Raw genomic sequence first — 21,300 nt, 5'->3', positions numbered from 1 at the left:
GAAGTCCTTTTCTTGAGTCAGAAGTCGAGCGGGGAAAAGTCAGCCTTGGTCACGCCGCATTCGGGGCAGTACCAGGTGTCGGGGATGTCCTGCAGCCGCGTGCCGGCGGGCAGGCCGTGCTCGGGGTCGCCGGCGGCTTCGTCATAGACCCAGCCGCAGACATTGCAGACCCATTGCTTGAACTCGGTGGTGGTGGCGGTGTCGTCGCTCATCGCTGTCGGTCTCCGTTGGGATCACATCTCGCTGGCGCAGCTCGCGCAGCCGGCTTTTTCGATGCGCGCGATCTCCTTGCGCAGGTGCTTGATCGCCGGCGTGACGATGGCGACGAACCAGGCTTCGCGCAGGCGGCGCTGCGCGGCATTGCGCAGCAGATAGCCCTTGGCGCCCTGGTGCAGCAGGGCCGAGTTGGCGGCGCGCAGCGCGAGCTCGCCGCCGGCCAGGCGCAGCTTCAGGATGGGCAGGATCACGTCGGCCAATGGGTCGGCGGTGATGGCCTCGGCCAGTTCTTTCGACGCGGCGCGCGCGCCGTCCAGCAGCGGCTGCAGCTCGTCGGGCCGGTCGTCGAGGAACTCGTTGACATGGCACAGCGTGCGATCGGCCTCGCGCATCAGCGCGATGCAGGCGTCGATCAGGCCCAGGCCCATGCCCATCTGCGCCAGCACCATGCCGGGCTTGATGCGGCGGATGAAGGCCGGCGATTGCTCGGGATGTGCGAGCACGCGGGCATCGGCGATGAAGGTGTCGCGGAACTGGCAGGCCAGCGTGCGCGTGCCTTCCAGCGCGACGAAGGTGGCGCACTCGACCATGCGGAAGTCCGCGGCCGAGCAGTCGACCAGGAAGAACACGCGCTGCGCGGCATCGGCGCTGCCCTCCACCGGGCAGCCGGTGACGAAGACATGGCCTTCGCCGAGGTTGGACACCCAGGGCAGCACGCCGCTGACGCGATAGCCACCATCGACGCGCACGGCCTTCAGCCGCGCGTCCTCGATCGCATCGCAGGACTTGACCGTGTTGGACAGGCCGGTGCCGGCGAGCAGCTCGCCGCTGACGATGCGCGGCAGCACTTCCTGCTTCAGCGCCTCGTTGTCGCACAGGTCGATGTAGCGCGCCGCGGCGGTCTGGCACCAGACCATGAAGCCGGTGGACATGCAGGTGCGCGAGACCTCGTCCATCACCGCGATCACGCGGGCCAGGCCGCTGCCGTCGCCGCCCCAGGCGGGCGAGGCGGCGCCGCGGAAGGCGCCGGCCTTGCCGAGCTCGCGCAGGAAGTCTTCCGGATAGACGCCCTTGGTATCGATGTCCAGCACCTGCGGCACCAGCAGCTGCTTGATCAGCGCGCTGATCGTGCTCGCCGAAGCGTTGTCTGCGGCGGCGTTGTCGCTCCGCACTTGCTGCTCCATCACTGCGCTCATGGCATCGGGCTCCTGGCAGTGCCGGCTCGGGGTCGAGCCAGCGGGTCTTGCTTGCCTGTCTTTCTGCAAGCCGTGTGCCAGCGTCGCCTGCCCAGGGGTTTCGGGTGTGATCGGCTTGGCGCACGGTATTGCGGTGCGCGCGCTGCACCGCGGGCCAGCGCGGGCGTCCCGGTCTTTGTGCGGCTTTGTCGCACTTTGTCGCATCGGCTTTGCCGGCCGACCGTGTGCGCTCAGGTCAGCTGCTTGAGCCGGTAGTTCAGCTGGCGCGCGGTCAGGCCCAGCTCGCGCGCGGCGCGCGCGCGATTGCCGCCGGCGCGCTGCACCGCGTCGAGCAGGCGCGGCAGCTCGTCGGCGCGTACCCATTCATAGTGGCGAACCGCCGGGCCCTCGGCTCTTATCTCGGGGCCTGCGCCGGGCAGGGCCGCTGCGGCTGCAGCGGCGCCGCGCTGGCGTTCGTCGGCCAGCGCGCGCTGCACGCGTGCCTCGGCGAGCTCGCCATCGGGCGTGAGCAGCACCAGCTGCTCGAGCAACTCCTCGAGCTGGCGCACATTGCCGGGCCAGTCGAACTCGGCCAGCGCGGCCATCGCCCCTGGCGCGACGGTGACGTTGCGATGGTGCTGCTGGTTGAGCTGGCTGACGATGTGGCGCACCAGCTCGGGCAGATCGGCGCGGCGCTCGCGCAGCGGCGGCAGCGTGACCGGCACCAGGCTCAGCTGCTGCTGCAGCTCGGCATTGAAGCGACCGGCCTGCGCCAGCTGGCGCAGATCGGCGCTGCTGGCAGCCACGAGGCGCAGCTCGGGCGCGTCGCCATCCTGGTGCTGCTGCAGCTGTGCAAGCAGGCGCTGCTGCACCGGCAGCGGCAGCGCGTCGATCGCGTCGATGAACAGCGTGCCGCCGCGGGCCTGCGCCCAGCGCCCGAGCGGCGTGCTGCGGGAGTCGGCGCGCGCCGGCAGGCTGGGCGGCGAACCGAACAGCACGGCCTCGAGCTGGGTCGGCTCTATCTCGGCAGCGCCGAACTTGACGAAGGGACTGTTGGGCCGCGGCCCGAGCAGGTGCAGTGTGCGGGCGAAGAGCTCCTTGCCGGTGCCGGGCTCGCCCTGCAGCAACACGCTGAATTCGGTGGGCGCCAGCCGGCGCAGCTGGCGCAAGGCCTGGCGCAGCGGCGCTGCGCTACCGACGATGCCTGGCGGATTGGCCAGCGCGCCGTCGTGGCTGTGCAGCGTGTGGCGCAGGCGGTGGTTCTCTTGCTCCAGCACCGCGGTGCGCTCGGCCACCAGGCGGTTGACCTGCAGCACCTGGCCGATCATCGCGGCCAGCGCGCCCAGCAGGGTCAGGTCATGCGCCAGCGGGCGCGGCCGTGCGCGCAGGCGGTGCGCGGCCAGCACACCCAGCTGGCCGTGCGTGCCCATCACCGGCACGGCGATGAAGCTGACCGTACCCACCGGCAGCGTGCTGCGCTCGACCGCGCGGAACAGGAAGCCCGGCTCGGCGTCGATGTCCTGCACGATGGCGCCGGTGCCGCTGGCCAGCACGCGGCCGGTGATGCCTTCGTCCCGGCCGTAGCGGCCACGCGCCATCTCCTCGCGCGTGAGTCCGTAGGCATGGGCGATGCAATGGCTGCGGCCGCTGGGGTCCTGCGGGTCGGGCAGCACGACGCGGCCGCGGTTCAGCCCGATCAGCTCGGACATCAGCTGCAGCATCTCGCGGATCACCCGCGCAGGCTCCAGGCAGCGCGCGAGGCGGCGCGTCGCCTCGATCAGCAGCAGGCGCTCCTGCTCGACCAGCAACTCGCTGGCCGAGCGTACGCCCGCGCCGACGGGCGGTGCCGTCTCGGTGGCGATGGTCTGCGATGGCGGTGGCATCGTCCTGACTTGGTGCATCGGAGTGGAGCGCTCTCCCCGCACAGCAAGCTTCGCGCCAAGCCGCGACGCGGACATAAAAAAAGCCGCCGGGGCTGGCCCGGCGGCTTGCAGCTTCGACTGCGTGGCGGCGCTTAGAAGCGCATGCCCAGGCCGACGCCGACCAGCAGCGGATCGACCTTGAACTTGCCGATGTCGGCGCCGTTGGACGACACGGTGGTGCCGATCTGCACCTTCTTGACGTCCACGTTCAGGTACAGGTTCTTGGAGATCTCGATGTCGGCGCCGATCTGAGCCGACAGGCCGAAGCTGTTGCGCTTCAGATTCAGGTTCAGCGCGCTGACGGCGCTTTCCCAGTGCACGCTGGAGATGTTGGTGTAGTTCACGCCCAGGCCGACATAGGGACGGAAGCCGGTGCCCGGCGCGAAGTGGTACTGCAGGCTCAGGGTCGGCGGCAGGTGCTTGAAGGTGCCGATCTTGCCCACGCCGCCCAGCGACAGGGTCTGCTTTTGCGGATAGGTCAGGATCAGCTCGGCCGCGATGTTGGGCGTGAAGAAGTAGCTGATGTCCAACTCGGGCAGCCACTTGTTGTTGATGTAGGCGGGGCCGGCGCCCAGCGAGGCCAGCGTGCCGGTCAGCTGCGCGTTGTTGTCATTGGCCGAGTCCAGGTGCACGGCGCGCACGCGGACCATGAACGGGCCTTCGGCCTGAGCCTGCGCAGCAGCGGGGACGGCAGCCAGCGAAGCGGTGGCCAGCACGGCAGCAAGAATCTTCTTGGACATTTCTTGATCACTCCATGTTTTCGGGAACATCCCGGATGGCGCCATTTGAAGTTTCCGTCCCGGGTAAACCCTTGACCTGCCGCAAATGCGCACAAGGCCCTCCGGGGAGGGCCTTGTGGCTTTGAGCTGGCGCAAACAATCAGCCGAGGTTGAGGCGTCTGCACAACTCCAGCGTCAGCGCAGACTGGTTCAGGGTGTAGAAGTGCAGCCCCGGTGCGCCGCCGGCGATCAGCCGCTCGCACAGCCGTGTGATCACGTCCAGGCCAAAGGCGCGGATGGACGCCGCGTCGTCCATATAGCCTTCCATCTTCAGCGCCACCCAGCGCGGGATCTCGATGCCGTCGCGCGCGGCGAACTGCGCGATGCGCGCGTAGTTGTGGAAGGGCATGATGCCCGGCACGATGGGCTGCGTCACACCGAGCTTGCGCACCTCGTCCACGAAGTTGAAGTAGGCATCGGGGTTGAAGAAGAACTGCGTGATCGCGCCGTTGGCGCCGGCGGCCATCTTGTCGGCGAAGTGCTGGATGTCCTTGGCCGCATAGCGCTGCTGCGGGTGGTACTCGGGATAGGCGGCCACCTCGATGTCCCAGTCGGAACCCTGCGTTTCGCGGATGAAGCGCACCAGCTCGGCCGCGTAGCGGAATTCGCCGGCGGTGGCCGTGCCGCTGGGCAGGTCGCCGCGCAGCGCGACGACGCGGCGGATGTTCTGCGCGCGGTAAGTGGCCAGGATCTCGGCGATGTTCTCGCGCGTCGAGCCCACGCAGGACAGGTGCGGCGCGGCTTCAAAGCCCATCGCGGCGATCTGCATCACCGTGGCCAGCGTCTTCTCGCGCGTCGAGCCGCCGGCGCCGTAGGTGACGCTGAAGTACTGCGGCTGCAGCGCGCTGAGTTCCTGCACCACGGTCTTGAGCTTCTCGGCGCCCACCGGCGTGTTGGGCGGGAAGAACTCGATGCTCACCGGCGTCTTGCCAGTCGGGGTGTTCGTCGTGTTCGTCATATCAGTGTTCCTTGGCCTGGGCCCAGAGGAAGAATTCGGTATTGCCGTCGCCACCGGTGATCGGGCTCTCGAGGTATGCCTTGACGGTCCAGCCCAGCGCGGCAGCGGCCTCGCGGGCGCGTGCCTCGAGCTGCGGATAGAGTGCCTTGTCCTTGACCAGCCCGCCTTTGCCCACTGCCTGCGGCCCCAGCTCGAACTGCGGCTTCACCAGCAGCAAGACCTGACCCCCGGGCTTGAGCCAGGGTGCCAGCTGCGGCAGTGCACCGAGCATGGAGATGAAGCTCAGGTCGCCGACGATCAGGTCGAAGCCGCCATCGGGCTTGTGGCCCTCCAGCGCCGAGCCGGCCAGGTCGCGCACATGCAGGCCTTCGAGCGCGGTGACGCGCGCGTCCGCCGCGAGGCTGGCGTGCAGTTGCCCATGGCCGACATCGAAGCCGACCACGCGCGCCGCGCCGCTCTTGAGCAGGCAGTCGCTGAAGCCGCCGGTGCTCTGGCCCACGTCCAGCACGCTGAGTCCCGCGACCGACAGGCCGCAGGCCTTCAGCGCGCCCTCCAGCTTGAGCCCGCCGCGCGAGACAAATCGCAGCTCGGCATCGTCGGTGATGCGCAGCTGCGCCGTCTGCGGCAGATCCTCGCCCGCCTTGCGCACCGCTGCCCAGCCCTTCGCCGAGGCCCATTCCACGGCACCCCGCTCGATCAGCCGTTGCGCGGCCGATCGCGTGGGGGCGAGCTGGTGAGCGACGAGGAGTTGGTCAGCGCGCATCGAAGTAAGGCCCGGTCTTGCGGGGCGTAGCGAGCGCCTGTCAGGCTAGGCGCGGGCGGATCCGCAGACCGGAACGTAGCAGCGCTACGTGAGGATCTGCGGAGGGACCCGCAACGACGCATGGCAGGCGCGCAGTAGCCCCCACTCAATAGCGGTAGGTGTCGGGCTTGTACGGGCCTTGCTTGGGGACGCCAATGTACGCCGCCTGCTCCTCGGTCAGCTCCGTCAGCTGCGCGTTGAGCAACGACAGCTGCAGCCGCGCCACCTTCTCGTCCAGATGCTTGGGCAGCACGTAAACCTTGCCGATGTCGTACGCATCCTTGTGCGCAAACAGCTCGATCTGTGCGATCGTCTGGTTCGCGAAGGAGCTGCTCATCACATAGCTGGGGTGGCCGGTGCCGCAGCCCAGGTTCACCAGGCGGCCCTTGGCGAGCAGGATGATGCGCTTGCCGTCAGGGAAGATGACATGATCGACCTGCGGCTTGATCTCGTCCCACTGGCACTTGGCTTCCAGCGCGGCGACGTCGATCTCGTTGTCGAAGTGGCCGATATTGCAGACGATGGACTGGTCCTTCATCTTGGCCATGTGCTCGTAGGTGATGACGTTCTTGTTGCCGGTGGCGGTGACGAAGATGTCGGCCTTGTCGGCGGCCCACTCCATGGTCACGACGCGATAGCCTTCCATCGCAGCCTGCAGCGCGCAGATCGGGTCCACCTCGGTCACCCAGACCTGGGCCGACAAGGCGCGCAGCGCCTGCGCGCTGCCCTTGCCCACGTCGCCGTAGCCAGCGACAACGGCGATCTTGCCGGCCACCATCACGTCGGTGGCGCGCTTGATGCCGTCGACCAGCGACTCGCGGCAGCCGTAGAGGTTGTCGAACTTGCTCTTGGTGACCGAGTCGTTGACGTTGATCGCGCGGAACAGCAGCGTGCCCTTGGCGGCCATTTCCTTCAGGCGGTGCACGCCGGTGGTGGTCTCCTCGGTCACGCCGATGATCTCGGCGCTCTTGCGGGTGTACCAGCTCGGGTCTTCGGCCAGCTTGGCCTTGATCGACGCGAAGAGCACGCGCTCTTCCTCGCTGCCCGGGTTGGCCAGCACCGACAGATCCTTCTCGGCGCGCTGGCCCAGGTGCATCAGCAGCGTGGCATCGCCGCCGTCGTCCAGGATCATGTTCGGGCCTTCGCCGGCCGAGCCCTTGGGCCCGAAGTCGAAGATGCGGTGCGTGAAGTCCCAGTACTCCGTCAGCGTCTCGCCCTTGTGGGCGAACACCGGCGTGCCGGCGGCCACCAGCGCGGCGGCGGCGTGGTCCTGGGTGGAGAAGATGTTGCAGCTGGCCCAGCGCACTTCAGCGCCCAGCGCTTGCAGCGTCTCCACCAGCACGGCGGTCTGGATGGTCATGTGCAGCGAGCCGGTGATGCGCGCGCCCTTGAGCGGCTGGCTGGCGGCGTACTCGCGGCGGATCGCCATCAGCGCCGGCATCTCGTGCTCGGCGATCTTGATTTCCTTGCGGCCCCAGTCGGCGAGCGACAGGTCGGCGATCTGGTACTGGTCTGCGGCCAGCGTCTTGGCAGTGGTAGCGGCATTCATGGCGGGCTCCTTCAACGAATTGCTTGAAGCCGCTGCCGTCCGGCGCCGGGGGAGATTCGGGAGAAATGGCTCTCACCCACGCAGGACTTCAGCGGGTGAGCGCGGTTGCGATGAGGCCTGGGCGGTGATCCACAGAGCATCTTGTTCCGAGCCTGGCCCCTGGTGCGGGGTTGCAACGCTCCTCGGAATGACGCGATTCTAGCTGCATGCCCGGCTGCCGAGCGTCCGGAACAGGAGCTGGATTGCGGACAATGCCGCGCCATGGATGCCCTTGCCCTGTGCCCGCCCGAGCGGCTGCGCCGCCTGCGCGGCGTGCTCACCGACATCGACGACACGCTGACTGACGGCCATGCCGGCATCGGCGCGTCAGCGCTGGATGCACTGGCAGCGCTGGATGCTGCGAGCGTGCCGGTGATCGCGATCACCGGCCGGCCGGCCGGCTGGAGCGAGCCTTTCGCGCTGGCCTGGCCGGTGGCGGCCATCGTCGCGGAGAACGGCGCGGTGATGCTGCGCCGTGGCGCGGAGGGCGCGCTGCGCTGCGACTTCTGCCAGGATGAGGTCACGCGTGCCGCCAACTTCGCGCGGCTGCAGGCCTGCGCCGCCGACGTGCTCGCCCGCGTGCCGGGCGCACGGCTGGCCACCGACAGCCCCGGCCGGCTGACCGACATCGCCATCGACCACAGCGAGCATGCCCATCTGGACGCGGCGCAGATCGAGGCGGTCTGCGCGGTGATGCGCGAACACGGCCTGCGCGCCACGGTCAGCTCCATCCACATCAATGGCTGGATCGGCGAGCACAGCAAGTGGAGCGCGGCACACTGGGCTGTGCATGCGGTGCTGGGCGAGCCTTTCGAGGCGCAGGACTGGGTCTATGTGGGCGACTCGACCAACGACCAGCAGATGTTCGCGCGCATGCCGCTGTCGGTGGGCGTGGCGAACATCGCCCGCTTCCTGCCGCAGCTGCAGTCGCTGCCCGGCTACGTCACACGCGCCGAGCGCGGTGCGGGCTTCGCGGAACTGGCCCGTGCGCTGCTGTCAGCGCGCGCCGCTGCCGTCTAGCAGGCCGGCCTCGCGCAGCTGCTCCTGCGCGATGTCGTGCAGCGGCGCCAGACGCTTGCGCACCGCCGCATCGACGCGGTAGAGCTGGGTGTTGCCCACCAGGCCGGGTCGCGCCGGGTCCGGCACGAAGGCCAGCAGCGCTTCGCGCAGCCGTGCCACCCGCTCGGCGCCCAGGCGCGGCTGGCCCACGAAGATCGGTGCCTCGACGCTGCCGACCTCGGTCAGCACGACGTGGTTGCGAAAGCCTTCGGCCGGCAGCATCTCGACCTGGTTGCGCGTGGCGAAGACCGCATCGACATCGCCGCGTTCCAGGCTGATCAGGGCGGTGTTGATCGAGGCCTGCGCAAGCAGCTGTACGTCGCGGCCGGGCTTGAGCTGCTGGCGTTGCAGCCAGAGCGAGCCCACCGCAGCGCTCAGCGACAACTGGCCCAGCGCGCCGATCTTGCGGCCGCGCAGATCGGCCGGCTCGCGAACGGTGGTGGATCCCTTGCGCACCAGCAGCAGCACCGGTGTGCCACTCAGCGAGCCGGCCAGCGCATGAAAGCCCCAGTCGCTGATCGCCAGCCCGGCCATGTGCGAGGGCAGATAGCTGATGTCGTAGGCCCCGGCGCGGGTCTGGCGGACCTGGTCGACGAAATCACGTGCGGTATAGAGCTCCACCGGCTGCTGCAGCTGGTGAGCCAGGTGCTCGCGCAGCGGCCGAAAGGCATTCAGCATCGCGGCAGTGGTCAGGAAGGGCGCCAGACCGATGGTCAGCGACGTCTGGGGAGCCTGCGTCTGTGCCTGCAGCCAGGCCGGGCTGAGCAGTGCGGCGCTGCCCATGCAGAACCGGCGTCGGGAGGTGTTCATTGGGGGGCACTCCGATTCAGCAGGACTGCCAGGTCCTCGAGCAGGGCAGGGAAGTCCAGGGGCTTGGTGTGATAGCGGTCGAAGCCGGCGTCGAGGGCGCGCTGGATGTCGTCGGCCATGGCATTGGCACTCAGGGCGATCATCGGCAGGCCGGCGTTGCGCGGATCGGCACGGACATGGCGGCATACCTCGATGCCGTTGAGGTCGGGCAGGTCGATGTCCACCAGCAGCAGGTCGGGGCGCGTCGAGCGCAGCGCTTGCAGCCCTTGCTGTGCATCGGCGGCCAGGCTGAGGGTGTAGCCCGGGTGGCGCTCGAGCAGGCCGCGCATCAGCTCGGCATTGGCCGGGTTGTCCTCGATGTAGAGCAGTCGCATCGGGCGCGTGTCGGTGCTCGCCGCTGTGCGCCGCTCTGGCGGCAGTGACGGCGCTGCCGCCGGCATGGCACAGCCCGGCAGCCAGATGCTGAACACCGAACCTTCTTCCGGTGTCGAGCTCACCTGGATGCGGCCGCCCATCAGCTCGATCAGGCGTCGGGTGATGACCAGGCCGATGCCGGTGCCAGGCGTCAGCTCGGCACCTTTGTCGAAGCGGACGAAGGGCTGGAAGAGCTGCTCGAGCTCGTCCGGCGTCATGCCCCGGCCGGTGTCGGCGACAGTGACGCGCACCTCGCCGGCCTCGACCTGATCCACCGTCACGGTGACCCGACCGCCGGCCCGGTTGTACTTGATCGCATTGGACAGCAGGTTGTTCAGCACCTGCTTGAGGCGCTTGCGGTCGGCCCGCGCCCACGGCGAGACACCCGGATCGATCTGCACCTGCACGCCCTGCTGGCCGGCCAGCGAGGCCAGCATCTGCGTGGTCTCGGTCACCAGGGCCCGCACATCCAGCGCTTCGGGCCGCGTGCTCATTTCGCCGGCCTCGATGCGCGAGAGGTCCAGCACATCGTCGATCAGCTCCAGCAGATGCCAGCCTGCGCGCTCGATCTGCAGCACCTTCTCGGCTTCGCCGTCGCTCAGTCGCTCTCGCGACATGCCCAGCAGCTGGGCGAAGCCGAGGATGGCGTTCAGCGGAGTGCGCAGCTCGTGACTCATGCGCGAGAGGAATTGCGACTTGGCCTGGCTGGCACGTTCGGCGGTATCGCGCGCCGCCTGCAGCTCGTGCGTGCGCTGCTGCACGCGGGATTCGAGCCCCTCGTTGAGCGCACGCAAGGCCTGTTCACTGGCAGTCAGCGCGGCGATCTTGTCGCGGATCGCGGCCGACATGCGGTTGAAGGAGTCAGCCAGCAGCCCGAGCTCCTGCACACGGCTGGTGGGCAGGGCCTGGTCGTAGTGGCCTGCCGCGACGCTCTGGCTGGCCTCGGTCAGCCGGCGCAGATGGGTGCTGACCCAGGCTGTCCATCCGGCCAGCAGCGCCAGCCCCAGCACGAGGATCACCGTGCCGATCAACAGGCTGTTGCGCCAGAGCCGCTGCTGGCTCGCCTGCAGCGCGGAGGCATCGAGGCCCAGGTGCAGCTGGCCCAGGCGCTGACCGGCCAGGATCACATCCTGACGCGTGCTGCGCACGGCGGGATTGCCGTCGACGGGGCGCCCGACCCGTGCCACCGACTGGCCGCGGGCATCGAGCAACTCGGCGAACACCAGGTGCGAGGCATTGGCGCTCTGCAGCAGCAGGTCGCGTGCGCCGGCATAGTCGCGCTCGGCCAGCAAAGGGGCGGCCGCCGCACCCAGCAGCGGCGCCGCCAGGTCCAGCTCGGCGCCGAAACGCTCCTCGAGGGTGCGGTGCATCAGCTGCTCGGCATTCCACAGCAGCACGACCAGCATCAGCACCAGCGTGACGAGGCTGCCGAGAAAGTACTGGGAACGCAGGCTCTTGAGCAAGGCGGTGACTCAGTCCATCAGGCAGTCGATCGGGCATGCCTGGCACAGGGCCAGACGCCGGCATGCGGCTTCGGTGAGGAACTCAGGCATCGATACCGCCCTGGCTGGCGCTCGACGTGCGCGCCGATCGCTGTTCCAGCGTGTCCATCTGCATCTCGAAGCTGAAGAAGCGGTTGCGGCCGCGTGACTTGGCGGCATAGAGCGCATCGTCCGCGCGGCGCAGCAGGCCTTCGACGGTGGTGCCGTCGTCGGGCGTGCAACTGGTGATGCCGCCGGAGACCGTGACATAGGGCGACACCTCCGATGCCGGATGCGGCAGGGCCGCCAGACGCAGGCTGCGCAGCACGCTGTGCGCGAAGTTCATCGCGCCGGAGCGCGGCGTGCCCGGCAGGATCAGCGCGAACTCCTCTCCGCCGAAGCGCGCCGCGCTGTCGCGCGGGCGGCGGCAGCATTGCTGCAGCAGGCGCCCCACACGCTGCAGGCAGGCGTCGCCTTCGACATGGCCGAGCTTGTCGTTGTAGGTCTTGAAGTAGTCGATGTCGCACAGCACCAGCGTCAGCGGCTGCTGCTCGCGGCGCGCGCTGGCGATCTCCTGCTGCAGCCGGGCGTCGAAGGCGCGGCGGTTGGGCATGCCGGTAAGCGCGTCCTCGTGGCTCAGGCGGCTGAGTTGCTCGTTGGCGCTGCGCAGCTCGTCCGAGAGCTCGACCAGCCGCGACTGGACACGGCGCAAGCGCTGCATGGCGCGAAGCTTGGCCTGCAGCACCGTGGCCGAGACCGGCTTGACCAGATAGTCGTCGCCGCCGGATTCGATGCCCAGCCACAGGTCCTGGTCCTGGTCGCGGCTGGACAGGAAGATGATCGGCGTCCAGCCGCCGGCCTCGCTGGCGCGCATCTGACTGGCGATCCAGTAGCCGTCATGCCCGGGCAGCTCCACATCGAGCAGCACCAGATCGGGCCTGTCGGCGCGGAAGCGGGTGAGCGCCTCGTCGGCGTCGCGAGCCTCGATGACCGAGTGGCCTGCAGCGGCAAGCTGCGCCGCGAGCAACTGGCGGGCGCTTCTTTGGTCATCGACGACGAGAACCCGCAGCGGGGGGAGCGAGGCTGAAGCTTCCACCGTTCCAGCTCCGGCTAGGAAGAGAAGTAGTTGACGGCGTGGGCATTATCGATCCGTGCTGTCGCGACAGCAGAGGGTTTGTGCTAGGCGACGGGCACCAGACGCAGTCACAATGGGGCGAGGCCGCGCGTTGCGGACGGCGGCCGCGCTTCTTGCTTGTAGTTTGCATTCTGGGCAGGGCGCAAGTCCTGGAAGGCTATGAACGATACGACCCATCTCGAGGCCAAGGTCCTGCTGCTCGAGCACGACCCGGCGCAGTACCGTCTGCTGCTGGACTTCTGCGCGGAGATCGGCCTGCAGGTGCTGCCGCGCACCGCGCTCGATGCCGTCGCGACGCTGGCTCAGCACAAGGACCTGGGCGGCGTGCTGCTGGCGGAAGACCTGCCGGGCGAGGGGCCGACGGCCCTGGATCTGGCCCGCACCATCCACAAGCAGCGGCCGGAGCTGCCGATCTTCCTGCGCCGCACCAGTTCCGCCCTGCTGGCGCCGGACGACGAGCGGGCGATTCGGCATTGCTGGACCTCGGGCGCGATCGAGGAGCTGCGTGCCGGCGTGGAGCGCAGCATCTTCAGCCTGCGCTACCCGACGCAGCTGGTCGACGGCATCGTGGAGCTCACGATCAACTCCCTGAGCTCGATGTTTCCGCACGCGACCGTCAGCGCCGAGGAGCCCTATGTGGTTCACGACCGCATCATCTTCGGCCAGGTGTCCACGCTGATTCCGCTGGAGAGCACCTGGTGCCGCGGCTACATGATGCTGCAGACCGAGGAGCAGGGGCTGCGCCAGGGCCTGATCCAGGGGCTGGCTCCGGTGGGCGTGGGTGGCGACCTGAACTTCCGCGAGATCAACAACCTGCTGGGTGAGGTCACCAATCTGGTCTGGGGCGCCTTCAAGAACCGCTATGTGCCCGACACCAGCTTCGCGCACCAGCCCACCCAGGTGCCCATCGTGATCAACCACGAGCACAAGTACATCTCCTTCGGCTCGCAGGATCCGCAGCTGTGCATCCGCTACCAGCTTGCGGACCCGCGCCGGCCAGGCATGCCGCCGCAGGTGATCGTGCAGCGCCTGATCTTCAACCTGTTCTGGTCGCCCGAGGGCTTCGCCGAGGCGGCGGCCAAGGCGCCTGAGTCCGGCCCCACGGGCGAGCTGGAGCTGTTCTGAGGGCGCGACGTGGCGTCCACCTGCAAGCAGAGATGACGAAAGAGACGCAGACGAAGGTACTGGTGGTCGACGACTCCGCGACGATGCGCGAGATCGTGGGCAGTTTCCTTGGCAGCCATGGCTTCGCGGTGGCCACCGCCACCGACGGACGCGATGGCCTGGCGCAGCTGCACCGCGATCCCTCGATCCGGCTGGTGATCAGCGACATCAACATGCCGCACATGGACGGCCTGACGATGGCGGAGAAGATCCGCGCGGAACTCGGCAATGCCGAGGTGCGCATCGTCATGTTGACGACCGAGGACAGCGCGAGCATGCGTGAGCGTGGCCGCGCTGCCGGCGTCAACGGCTGGATCGTCAAGCCCTTTCGTGGCGAGAAGGTGCTGGGGCCGCTGAAGAAGCTCTGTGGCATGACGGCCTGAGCCCGCCGGCGGCTGGCAGAGCGCCGGCAAATGAAAAGGCCGCCCCGGGATTTCGGAGCGGCCTTTATCCTTGGCGGCGAACGCGCGGTCCTTACAGGCCGGCCGCGGCGCGCAGCACCTGCGCCCGATCAGTGCGCTCCCACGTGAACTCGGGCTCTTCGCGGCCGAAGTGGCCGTAGGCTGCGGTCTTGCTGTAGATCGGGCGCAGCAGGTCCAGCATCTGGATGATGCCCTTGGGGCGCAGATCGAAATGGTCGTTCACCAGCTTGGCGATCTGCTCATCGGGGATCACGCCGGTGCCTTCGGTGTAGACCGTCACGTTCATCGGGCGAGCCACGCCGATCGCGTAGGCCACCTGGATCTGGCACTGGCGCGCCAGGCCGGCGGCGACGATGTTCTTGGCCACATAGCGGGCCGCGTAAGCCGCCGAGCGGTCCACCTTCGTCGGGTCCTTGCCCGAGAAGGCGCCGCCGCCGTGCGGGCAGGCGCCGCCGTAGGTGTCGACGATGATCTTGCGGCCGGTCAGCCCGCAGTCGCCCTGCGGGCCGCCGATGACGAAGCGGCCGGTCGGGTTGATCAGGTACTTGGTGTCGGCGGTCAGCCACTCCTTGGGCAGCACCGGCTTGATGATCTCCTCGCGCACCGCCTCGTAGAACTCGGGCTTCATCTTGTCGCCCAGGCTCATCTCGGGGGCGTGCTGGGTGGACAGCACGACGGTGTCGATCGAATGCGGCTTGCCGTCCACATAGCGCAGCGTGACCTGGCTCTTCGCGTCGGGGCGCAGGAAGGGCAGGCGGCCGTCCTTGCGCAGCTGGGCCTGGCGCTCGACCAGGCGGTGCGCGTAATAGATCGGCGCGGGCATCAGCTCGGGCGTCTCGTCGCAGGCATAGCCGAACATCAGGCCCTGGTCGCCGGCGCCGGTGTTCAGGTAGTCGTCGCTGGCGCGGTCCACGCCCTGTGCGATGTCGTTGCTCTGCTTGTCGTAGGCGACCAGCACCGCACAGCCCTTGTAGTCGATGCCGTACTCGGTGTTGTCGTAGCCGATGCGCTTGATCGTGTCGCGCGCGACCTGGATGTAGTCGACATTGGCCTGCGTGGTGATCTCGCCGGCCAGCACCACCAGGCCGGTGTTGGTCAGCGTCTCGGCCGCGACGCGGGACACCGGGTCCTGGGCCAGGATTGCGTCGAGAATCGCATCCGAGATCTGGTCGGCCACCTTGTCGGGGTGTCCTTCAGAGACGGATTCGGAAGTGAAGAGAAAATCGCTCGCCACGGAGTACTCCTTGAATGTCAGTCCATCGGCGTTGCCGTGCTGGTCAGGAGACGCGGCGAACGCTTTAGCGGCATTTGTTGAGCTTGACAGCCCGGCGGCATTTCGATCGCTCGATTAACCGCATCGCCCCGCAAGTTGTCCAAATTAACTCGGCGATGCCCGAATTATAGAAACATGATGCCGATGCTGCTTCGATTGATGTCCCGCTGGCCGCTGTGGCTGCTCCATGGCATTGGCGCCCTGCTGGGCTGGTTGACCTGGCTGGGCTCGCCGACCTACAGGCAGCGCTTTCGCGCGCAGGTGATGACGGCCGGTCTGCCGTGGCAGCGCGCGCGCGGTGCCGTCGCCCATGCCGGGCGGATGGTGGCCGAAGCTCCCTGGCTGTGGCTGCGTGCACCGGACAGCCGGCTGGGCGACCGCGTGCGCTGGGAGGGTGCCGAGCTGGTCGAGGCGGCACTGGCGCAGGGGCGCGGGCTGGTGCTGTTGACGCCGCATCTGGGCTGCTTTGAAGTCACCGCGCAGGCCTTTGCCGAGCGCTACGGCGCGCAATCGCCGATCACCGTGCTGTTCCGTCCGGCGCGCAAGGCGTGGATGCGCGAGCTCGTCGCCGGTTCGCGCGACCGGCCGGGCCTGTCGGCTGTTCCGGCCACGCTGGCTGGTGTGCGCCAGATGCTGCGCGCGCTGCGCCAGGGTCAGGTGGTGGGGCTGCTGCCCGACCAAGTGCCGCCCGAGGGGCTGGGCGTGTGGGCGCCGTTCTTCGGTCGTCCGGCCTACACGATGACGCTGGCCGGTAAGCTGGCCCAGCAGAGTGGCGCGCCGGTGCTGTGCCTGTGGGGCGACCGGCTGCCCTGGGGCCGCGGCTTTGTGGTGCGGGTGCGACCGGGGCCGCAGATCGCGCGCGAATCCACGCCAGAATCCGCTGCCACGCAGATCAACCAGGCGATGGAACAGATGATTCTCGATGCGCCCCATCAATACCTCTGGGGCTACCACCGCTACAAGAACCCGCGCGCGCTGGACCTGGGCCAGCCGTCGGACGCGAGCTGATCGATGTCCTTTGGCAAGAAGCTCGGCAAGCGCCTGGGCAATGGCGCCTCGCGTGCCTTCATCGGCCTGGTCTGGCTGCTGCATTTCCTGCCGCTGCCGGTGCTGGCGGCGCTGGGTTGGGGATTGGGGCGGCTGCTGTGGAGGCTGGCCGGCTCACGGCGCCGCATCGCGCTGCGCAATCTGGAGCTGTGCTTTCCGGAGAAGACCGCTGACGAGCGCCTGGCCCTCGCGAAGGAACACTTCGGCTGGCTGGGGCGCAGCCTGCTGGAGCGCAGCCTGCTGTGGTTCGCGTCGCCGGCGCGGCTCAAGCGCCTGGTGCATGTGAAAGGGCAGGTGCACCTGGCCGATCAGAGCGAGACGCCGGTGATGTGGCTGATGCCGCATTTCGTCGGGCTCGAATGGTCGGGTCCGGCGCTGATGCTCTTCCAGGGTCGCCCGGGCGTGAACATCTACCAGCCGCAGAGCAACGAGGTGTTCGACAAGCAGATCCTCTACGGCCGCCAGCGCCTGGGCGTGAATGCCTTCGTCGACCGCCACGAGGGCATACGCGGCGTGCTGCGCATGATTCGCAAGGGCTATTCCTTCCTGAACCTGCCGGACATGGACTTCGGCCCCAAGGACTCGGCCTTCGTGCCCTTCTTCGGCGTGCCGGCCTGCACGCTGCTGGCGCCGGCCAAGCTGGCGCGCACGATGCGCATGCCGGTGCAGCCCATGATGATCACGATGCTGCCCGGCGGCGGCGGCTACGAGGTGGAGTTCGGCGCACCCTTCGACGGCTATCCCAGCGACGATCCGCTGGCCGACGCGATGTTCTTCAACCGCTGGCTGGAGGCGCGCATCCGCGAGCATCCGGCGCAGTACTTCTGGGTGCACAAGCGCTTCAAGACCCGCCCCGAAGGCGAGCCGTCCTTGTACTGAGGGCCAGTCGGCGAGACAAGCCGCTGGCTGAGCCCCGGCGATAATCCGCATATGAACTTGCGCTTCACCAAGATGCAGGGCGCCGGCAACGACTTCGTCGTGATCGACGCCACCACGCAGCCGCTGGCGCTGTCGGCCGAGCAGATCCGCCGCCTGGGTGACCGCCGCTTCGGCGTGGGCTGCGACCAGATCCTGGTGATCGAGGGCAGCACTGAGCCGGGCGTGGACTTCCGCTACCGCATCTTCAACAACGACGGCGACGAGGTCGAGCACTGCGGCAACGGCGCGCGCTGCTTCGTGCGCTATGTGTCGGACAAGGGCCTGACCGCGAAGCGCAGCATCAAGGTGCGCACCGTCAATGCGCTGCTCGAGCTGCGGCTGCGCGACGACGGCCGTGTCACCGTCGACATGGGCGCGCCGGTCTTCGCGCTGGAGCGCGTGCCCTTCGACGCCACCGGCCTGCAGCCGCGCCTGGAAAACGGCTTCGAGCTCTGGCCGCTGGCCGACCTGCACAGCGAACTGGCGGTGCTGTCGATGGGCAATCCGCATGCGGTGCTGCGCGTGGCCGAGGTCGACAGCGCGCCGGTCCAGACGCTGGGCCCGAAGATCGCGAGCCACCACCGCTTCCCGCGCCGCGTCAATGCCGGCTTTCTGCAGGTGCTCGACCGCGGCCATGTGAAGCTGCGCGTCTACGAGCGCGGCGCCGGCGAGACGCTGGCCTGCGGCACCGGCGCCTGCGCGGCGGTGGTCGCCGGCATCCGCCTGGGCTGGCTGGACGAGCGGGTGGACGTGCAGGCGCGCGGCGGGCTGCTGACCATCGAATGGGCGGGCCTGAGCCAGGGCCTGGACGCATCGGTGCTGATGACCGGTCCGGCCGAGACGGTTTTTGAAGGAGAAATTTCGCTGTGAGCAACCAAGCCAACCAGGGCACCGCAGGCATCACCGAACAGGACATCGCCGAGTTCCTGGTCAACAACCCGAGCTTCTTCGAGCGCCATGCCGAGATGCTGGCCGCCGTGCAGCTGAGCCATCCGCACAGCCAGCGCGCCGTGTCGCTGCAGGAGCGCCAGGCCGAGATGCTGCGCGACAAGATCAAGGGCCTGGAGTTCAAGATCATCGAGATGATCCGCAACGGCCAGGAGAACGTCGCCATCGCCGACCGCCTGCACCGCTGGACGCTGACGCTGATGCTGACGCAGGACGCCGCTGCGCTGCCGGCGGTGACCACGCGCGAGCTGCGCCACCAGTTCATGATCCCGCAGGCCGGCCTGCGCCTGTGGGGCGTGGCGCCCGAGCATGCCGAGGCCGAGTTCGCGCAGCCGGTCAGCGCCGACGTGAAGAGCTTCGCCGCCAGCCTGACCCAGCCCTATTGCGGCGTGAACTCGGGCTTCGAGGCGGCGCGCTGGCTGGAGGGCGACCGCGACGTGGCCTCGCTGGCGCTGGTGCCGCTCAAGCGCGGCGAGCAGAGCTTCGGCCTGCTGGCGCTGGGCTCGCCGGACCCGACGCGCTACACCGCCGAGATGGGCACCGAGTTCCTGGCCCGCATCGGCGAGATCGCCAGCGCCGCGCTGGCCCGTCTGCTGCCGGCCAGCAGCGATGAGCAGAGCAAGGCCGGCTGAGCCCGACGAGGTGGTCGCGCTGTGCGAGGACGCGCAGCGCTACCTTGACTATCTGCGCGTGCAGCGCCGCGTCGCCGCGCGCACGCTGGTCATCTATGGCGAGGCGCTCCAGCGCCTGCAGCAGCTCAGCCAGCGCGACGGGCTTGAGAGCCTGCGCCGCGTGCAGCCGCCGCAGGCGCGGCGCTGGCTGGCCCTGCTGCATGCCGAAGGGCTGGGGCCGCGCACGCTGGCGCTGCAGCTCTCGGCCTGGCGCGGCTTCTACCAATGGCTGGGCCGCGAAGGCCTGGTGCCGCTGAACCCGATCGCCGGCCTGCGCGCGCCCAAGGCGCCCAAGCCGCTGCCCAAGGCCTTGTCGGCCGACGACGCGGTGCAGCTGGCGGACTTCTCCGATAACGCGGCCGATGCGCGCCTGGAGGCGCGCGACCAGTGCCTGGTGGAACTGCTCTACGGCTGCGGCCTGCGCGTGGCCGAGCTGGTGGGCCTGGATGCGAAAGCCAGCGCCGCAGCGCGCGGCTGGATCGACCTGCCCTCGGCCGAGGTGCAGGTGCTGGGCAAGGGATCCAAGCGGCGCAGCGTGCCGCTGGGCAGCGCGGCGGCGGCGGCGCTGCAGCGCTGGCTGGCGCTGCGGCCGCAGCTGGCGCGTGCGGACGAGCCGGCGCTGTTCGTCGGCACACGCGGCGCGCGGCTGTCCGACGGCCAGGTGCGCGCGGTGCTGAAGAAACGCGCGCTGCAGGCCGGCATGCCGGCGCATGTGCATCCGCATATGCTGCGCCACTCCTTCGCCTCGCACCTGCTGCAATCCAGCGGTGACCTGCGTGCGGTGCAGGAGCTGCTGGGCCACGCGCATATCGCCACCACGCAGGTCTATACCAAGCTGGACTTCCAGCACCTGGCCAAGGTGTACGACGCGGCGCATCCGCGCGCGAAGAAGAAGTCCTGAGCCGCCTCGGCCGGAGGCGCTGCTAAGCTGCGCGCCATGTCGAAGAACAACAAGTCGTTCCTGAGGAAATTTGCCTGTCTCGCGCTGGCCCTGGCGCCTGCGTTGGGTCTGGCGCAGCAGCAGAAGTCAGCCAACGACGGTGAGGCGAGCCCCTTGCCTCGCCCGGGCTTTCTGCTCGCGCAGCCCGCCGCCTTCGAGGCCAACTGGACGCCGCTGACGTTGCCGACCAAGGAGCGGATCGCATTGCTCGGCGCCAGCTATCTGGTCGCGATGGACAACAGCTGGGGCGTGGGGCCGAGCTTCTACGGCGCCGCGCAGGGCAACTACGGCGGCATCTTCACCGTCGGCTTCACCGCGCAGCGCCGTGGCCGTGTGGCGCAGAACCTGCACTGGGCGGCCAGCCTCTATGCCGGCGCCGGCGGCGGCCTGAGCTCGGACCAGGTGCGCTTCGGCGGCGGGCTGATGCTGCGCCCCGAGCTCTCGCTGCGCACCGAGGTGGGCAACTGGTACTACGGCTTCGCACTGGCGCAGACGCGCTTCCCCAGCGGCAACGTCAAGGACAACTCGGTGGGCCTGGTGCTGGGCTATTCCGACGGCTTCATGAGCTACTCGCCGGCCAGCGCAGGACAGCGGGTGCTGGGCTACAAGCGTTCGGGTCTGGGCTTCGACGAGATCGGCCTGAGCCTGGGGCACTACCAGCCACTGTCCAGCGCGCGCACGCGCAGCGGCAAGACCACGCAGAACATCGGCAAGGCCGGTGCGGTGCTGCGCCAGTACGTCACCGAAGGCGCCTGGTGGGGCCTGGAGGCGGCCGGTGCGGCGTCGGGTGGCGCCGATGGCTATATGGAGGTGCTGGGCACGCTGGGCGAGGACTACAGGCTCTGGGGCAGCAAGGCCTGGCGCGGTGGCTGGCATGTCGCCGCCGGCCTGGGCGGCGGCGGCGACGTGGACACCGGCAACGGCTGGCTGGTCAAGGCCGGCCCGACGCTGCGCTGGAAGTCGCCCTGGGGCCCCAGCCTGCATTTCGATGCCGGCGTGATGGGCGCGGCGACCGGCAAGTTCAAGAGCACGTATGCACGGCTGTCGCTGGCGCTGCCGCTGGACGAGGCGATCGGCAAGGCCGGCCCCTTCGACGAGCGCGAAGGCGTGGTGCAGACGCAGACCGTGCATGCCAGCCTGCAGCGCCTGCCCTCGGTGCGCTTCAAGGACGGGCGGCGCGAGAGCATCGGCCATCTCGCGCTGCTGATGACGCGCGAGTTCAGCCCCTACGTCTACGGTTCGGCGCAGGCGGGCAGCGCAGCCTTCGGCAGCGCGGGGGCCTATTCCTTCGGCCTCTTCGGCCTGGGCCTGCAGAGCAAGCCGCTGCTGATCAACTGGGGCATGCCGCGTGTTGGCGCCGAGCTGCTGGTCGGTGCGGCCGGCGGCGGCGGCGTGGATGTGGCCGGCGGCGCCATCGCGCAGGGCGAGGCCTGGGCGCAATGGACGCTGGGCGAGCAGCAGCGTTGGCGCCTGCGCACCGGCCTGGGCCAGTGGCGCAGTCTGCGCGGGCAGACGCAGTCCTCGTCGCTGGTCAATGTCTCGCTGGGCTATGCCTTTGGCGCGCTAACCAGATAAGGC

Annotated in this window: 20 protein-coding genes and 1 riboswitch; of the genes, 9 read left to right on the top strand and 11 right to left on the bottom strand. The window is 68.9% G+C overall.

From position 1 onward, the window contains the following. Positions 1–17: 17 nt before the first annotated feature. The 7 genes from AC2EBS_RS10045 to ahcY form a co-directional block, all read right to left on the bottom strand. Complete coding sequence (locus tag AC2EBS_RS10045) at positions 18–212, bottom strand: rubredoxin (RefSeq protein WP_484728252.1); 195 nt, start codon at positions 210–212, stop codon at positions 18–20. 21 nt (positions 213–233) lie between these two features. Continuing rightward, on the bottom strand, positions 234–1,412 hold the full coding sequence (locus AC2EBS_RS10040) for an acyl-CoA dehydrogenase family protein (protein ID WP_484728251.1): 1,179 nt from the start codon (positions 1,410–1,412) through the stop codon (positions 234–236). Positions 1,413–1,642: 230 nt separating this feature from the next. Further along, complete coding sequence (locus AC2EBS_RS10035; RefSeq protein ID WP_484728250.1) at positions 1,643–3,292, bottom strand: sigma-54-dependent Fis family transcriptional regulator; 1,650 nt, start codon at positions 3,290–3,292, stop codon at positions 1,643–1,645. A 113-nt stretch (positions 3,293–3,405) separates the two neighbouring features. Further along, positions 3,406–4,053 (bottom strand): OmpW/AlkL family protein, encoded by a 648-nt coding sequence (locus AC2EBS_RS10030; RefSeq protein WP_484728249.1) that lies wholly within the window; start codon positions 4,051–4,053, stop codon positions 3,406–3,408. Positions 4,054–4,192: 139 nt separating this feature from the next. Further along, on the bottom strand, positions 4,193–5,050 hold the full coding sequence (gene metF, locus AC2EBS_RS10025) for a methylenetetrahydrofolate reductase [NAD(P)H] (RefSeq protein WP_484728248.1): 858 nt from the start codon (positions 5,048–5,050) through the stop codon (positions 4,193–4,195). A gap of 1 nt (position 5,051) precedes the next feature. Next, positions 5,052–5,813: a TlyA family RNA methyltransferase gene (locus AC2EBS_RS10020; protein ID WP_484728247.1), complete on the bottom strand. Its 762-nt coding sequence runs from the start codon at positions 5,811–5,813 to the stop codon at positions 5,052–5,054. Between the two features lie 145 nt (positions 5,814–5,958). Continuing rightward, positions 5,959–7,401 carry an adenosylhomocysteinase gene (gene ahcY, locus AC2EBS_RS10015; protein WP_484728246.1) on the bottom strand — a complete coding sequence of 481 codons (1,443 nt, stop codon included), beginning with the start codon at positions 7,399–7,401 and terminating at the stop codon, positions 5,959–5,961. A gap of 90 nt (positions 7,402–7,491) precedes the next feature. After that, a riboswitch (S-adenosyl-L-homocysteine riboswitch) is annotated at positions 7,492–7,591 on the bottom strand. A 71-nt stretch (positions 7,592–7,662) separates the two neighbouring features. Between ahcY and AC2EBS_RS10010 the strand changes: the two genes are divergently transcribed. After that, a complete protein-coding gene (locus AC2EBS_RS10010) occupies positions 7,663–8,460 on the top strand; it encodes an HAD-IIB family hydrolase (RefSeq protein ID WP_484728245.1) in 798 nt (265 codons plus the stop codon). Here AC2EBS_RS10010 and AC2EBS_RS10005 read toward each other — a convergent pair. The 3 genes from AC2EBS_RS10005 to AC2EBS_RS09995 form a co-directional block, all read right to left on the bottom strand. Further along, the gene (locus tag AC2EBS_RS10005) at positions 8,437–9,309 is read right to left on the bottom strand and encodes a phosphate/phosphite/phosphonate ABC transporter substrate-binding protein (RefSeq protein WP_484728244.1); all 873 of its coding nucleotides are present in this window, start codon (positions 9,307–9,309) and stop codon (positions 8,437–8,439) included. The genes AC2EBS_RS10010 and AC2EBS_RS10005 overlap by 24 nt on opposite strands. Beyond that, positions 9,306–11,186, bottom strand: coding sequence for an ATP-binding protein (locus tag AC2EBS_RS10000; RefSeq protein ID WP_484728243.1), 1,881 nt, complete (start codon positions 11,184–11,186; stop codon positions 9,306–9,308). Before AC2EBS_RS10000 ends, AC2EBS_RS10005 begins: the two co-directional genes overlap by 4 nt. Before the next feature lie 82 nt (positions 11,187–11,268). After that, positions 11,269–12,300, bottom strand: a complete 1,032-nt coding sequence (locus tag AC2EBS_RS09995) for a GGDEF domain-containing response regulator (protein ID WP_484728242.1) — start codon at positions 12,298–12,300, stop codon at positions 11,269–11,271. 198 nt (positions 12,301–12,498) lie between these two features. Here AC2EBS_RS09995 and AC2EBS_RS09990 point away from each other — a divergent pair, with 198 nt between their 5' ends. Both AC2EBS_RS09990 and AC2EBS_RS09985 read left to right on the top strand, forming a co-directional pair. Next, on the top strand, positions 12,499–13,464 hold the full coding sequence (locus AC2EBS_RS09990) for a chemotaxis protein CheX (RefSeq protein WP_484728241.1): 966 nt from the start codon (positions 12,499–12,501) through the stop codon (positions 13,462–13,464). A 32-nt stretch (positions 13,465–13,496) separates the two neighbouring features. Further along, entirely contained in the window at positions 13,497–13,886 is a 390-nt protein-coding gene (locus tag AC2EBS_RS09985) for a response regulator (protein WP_484728240.1), read from the top strand. Between the two features lie 91 nt (positions 13,887–13,977). Here the strand turns inward: AC2EBS_RS09985 and metK are convergent, their stop codons facing one another. Beyond that, the gene (gene metK, locus AC2EBS_RS09980; RefSeq protein ID WP_484728239.1) at positions 13,978–15,159 is read right to left on the bottom strand and encodes a methionine adenosyltransferase; all 1,182 of its coding nucleotides are present in this window, start codon (positions 15,157–15,159) and stop codon (positions 13,978–13,980) included. 177 nt (positions 15,160–15,336) lie between these two features. On the opposite strand from metK, the gene AC2EBS_RS09975 reads away from it, so the two are divergent. The 6 genes from AC2EBS_RS09975 to AC2EBS_RS09950 are packed head-to-tail and all read left to right on the top strand — an operon-like array spanning position 15,337 to position 21,297. Next, the gene (locus AC2EBS_RS09975; RefSeq protein WP_484728238.1) at positions 15,337–16,206 is read left to right on the top strand and encodes a lysophospholipid acyltransferase family protein; all 870 of its coding nucleotides are present in this window, start codon (positions 15,337–15,339) and stop codon (positions 16,204–16,206) included. Between the two features lie 3 nt (positions 16,207–16,209). Continuing rightward, the gene (locus AC2EBS_RS09970; protein WP_484728237.1) at positions 16,210–17,124 is read left to right on the top strand and encodes a lysophospholipid acyltransferase family protein; all 915 of its coding nucleotides are present in this window, start codon (positions 16,210–16,212) and stop codon (positions 17,122–17,124) included. Between the two features lie 51 nt (positions 17,125–17,175). Beyond that, entirely contained in the window at positions 17,176–18,033 is an 858-nt protein-coding gene (gene dapF, locus AC2EBS_RS09965; RefSeq protein ID WP_484728236.1) for a diaminopimelate epimerase, read from the top strand. Beyond that, on the top strand, positions 18,030–18,743 hold the full coding sequence (locus tag AC2EBS_RS09960) for a DUF484 family protein (protein ID WP_484728235.1): 714 nt from the start codon (positions 18,030–18,032) through the stop codon (positions 18,741–18,743). Before dapF ends, AC2EBS_RS09960 begins: the two co-directional genes overlap by 4 nt. Beyond that, positions 18,721–19,683 (top strand): tyrosine recombinase XerC, encoded by a 963-nt coding sequence (xerC, locus tag AC2EBS_RS09955; RefSeq protein ID WP_484728234.1) that lies wholly within the window; start codon positions 18,721–18,723, stop codon positions 19,681–19,683. Before AC2EBS_RS09960 ends, xerC begins: the two co-directional genes overlap by 23 nt. Positions 19,684–19,719: 36 nt before the next feature. Beyond that, entirely contained in the window at positions 19,720–21,297 is a 1,578-nt protein-coding gene (locus AC2EBS_RS09950; protein WP_484728233.1) for a hypothetical protein, read from the top strand. The last annotated feature ends 3 nt before the right edge of the window (positions 21,298–21,300 follow it).

It is taken from the genome of Roseateles sp. T103 (genome assembly GCF_057219915.1).
The sequence above is the reverse complement of the archived record's forward strand: the minus strand, read 5'-3'. Positions and strand labels throughout refer to the sequence as shown.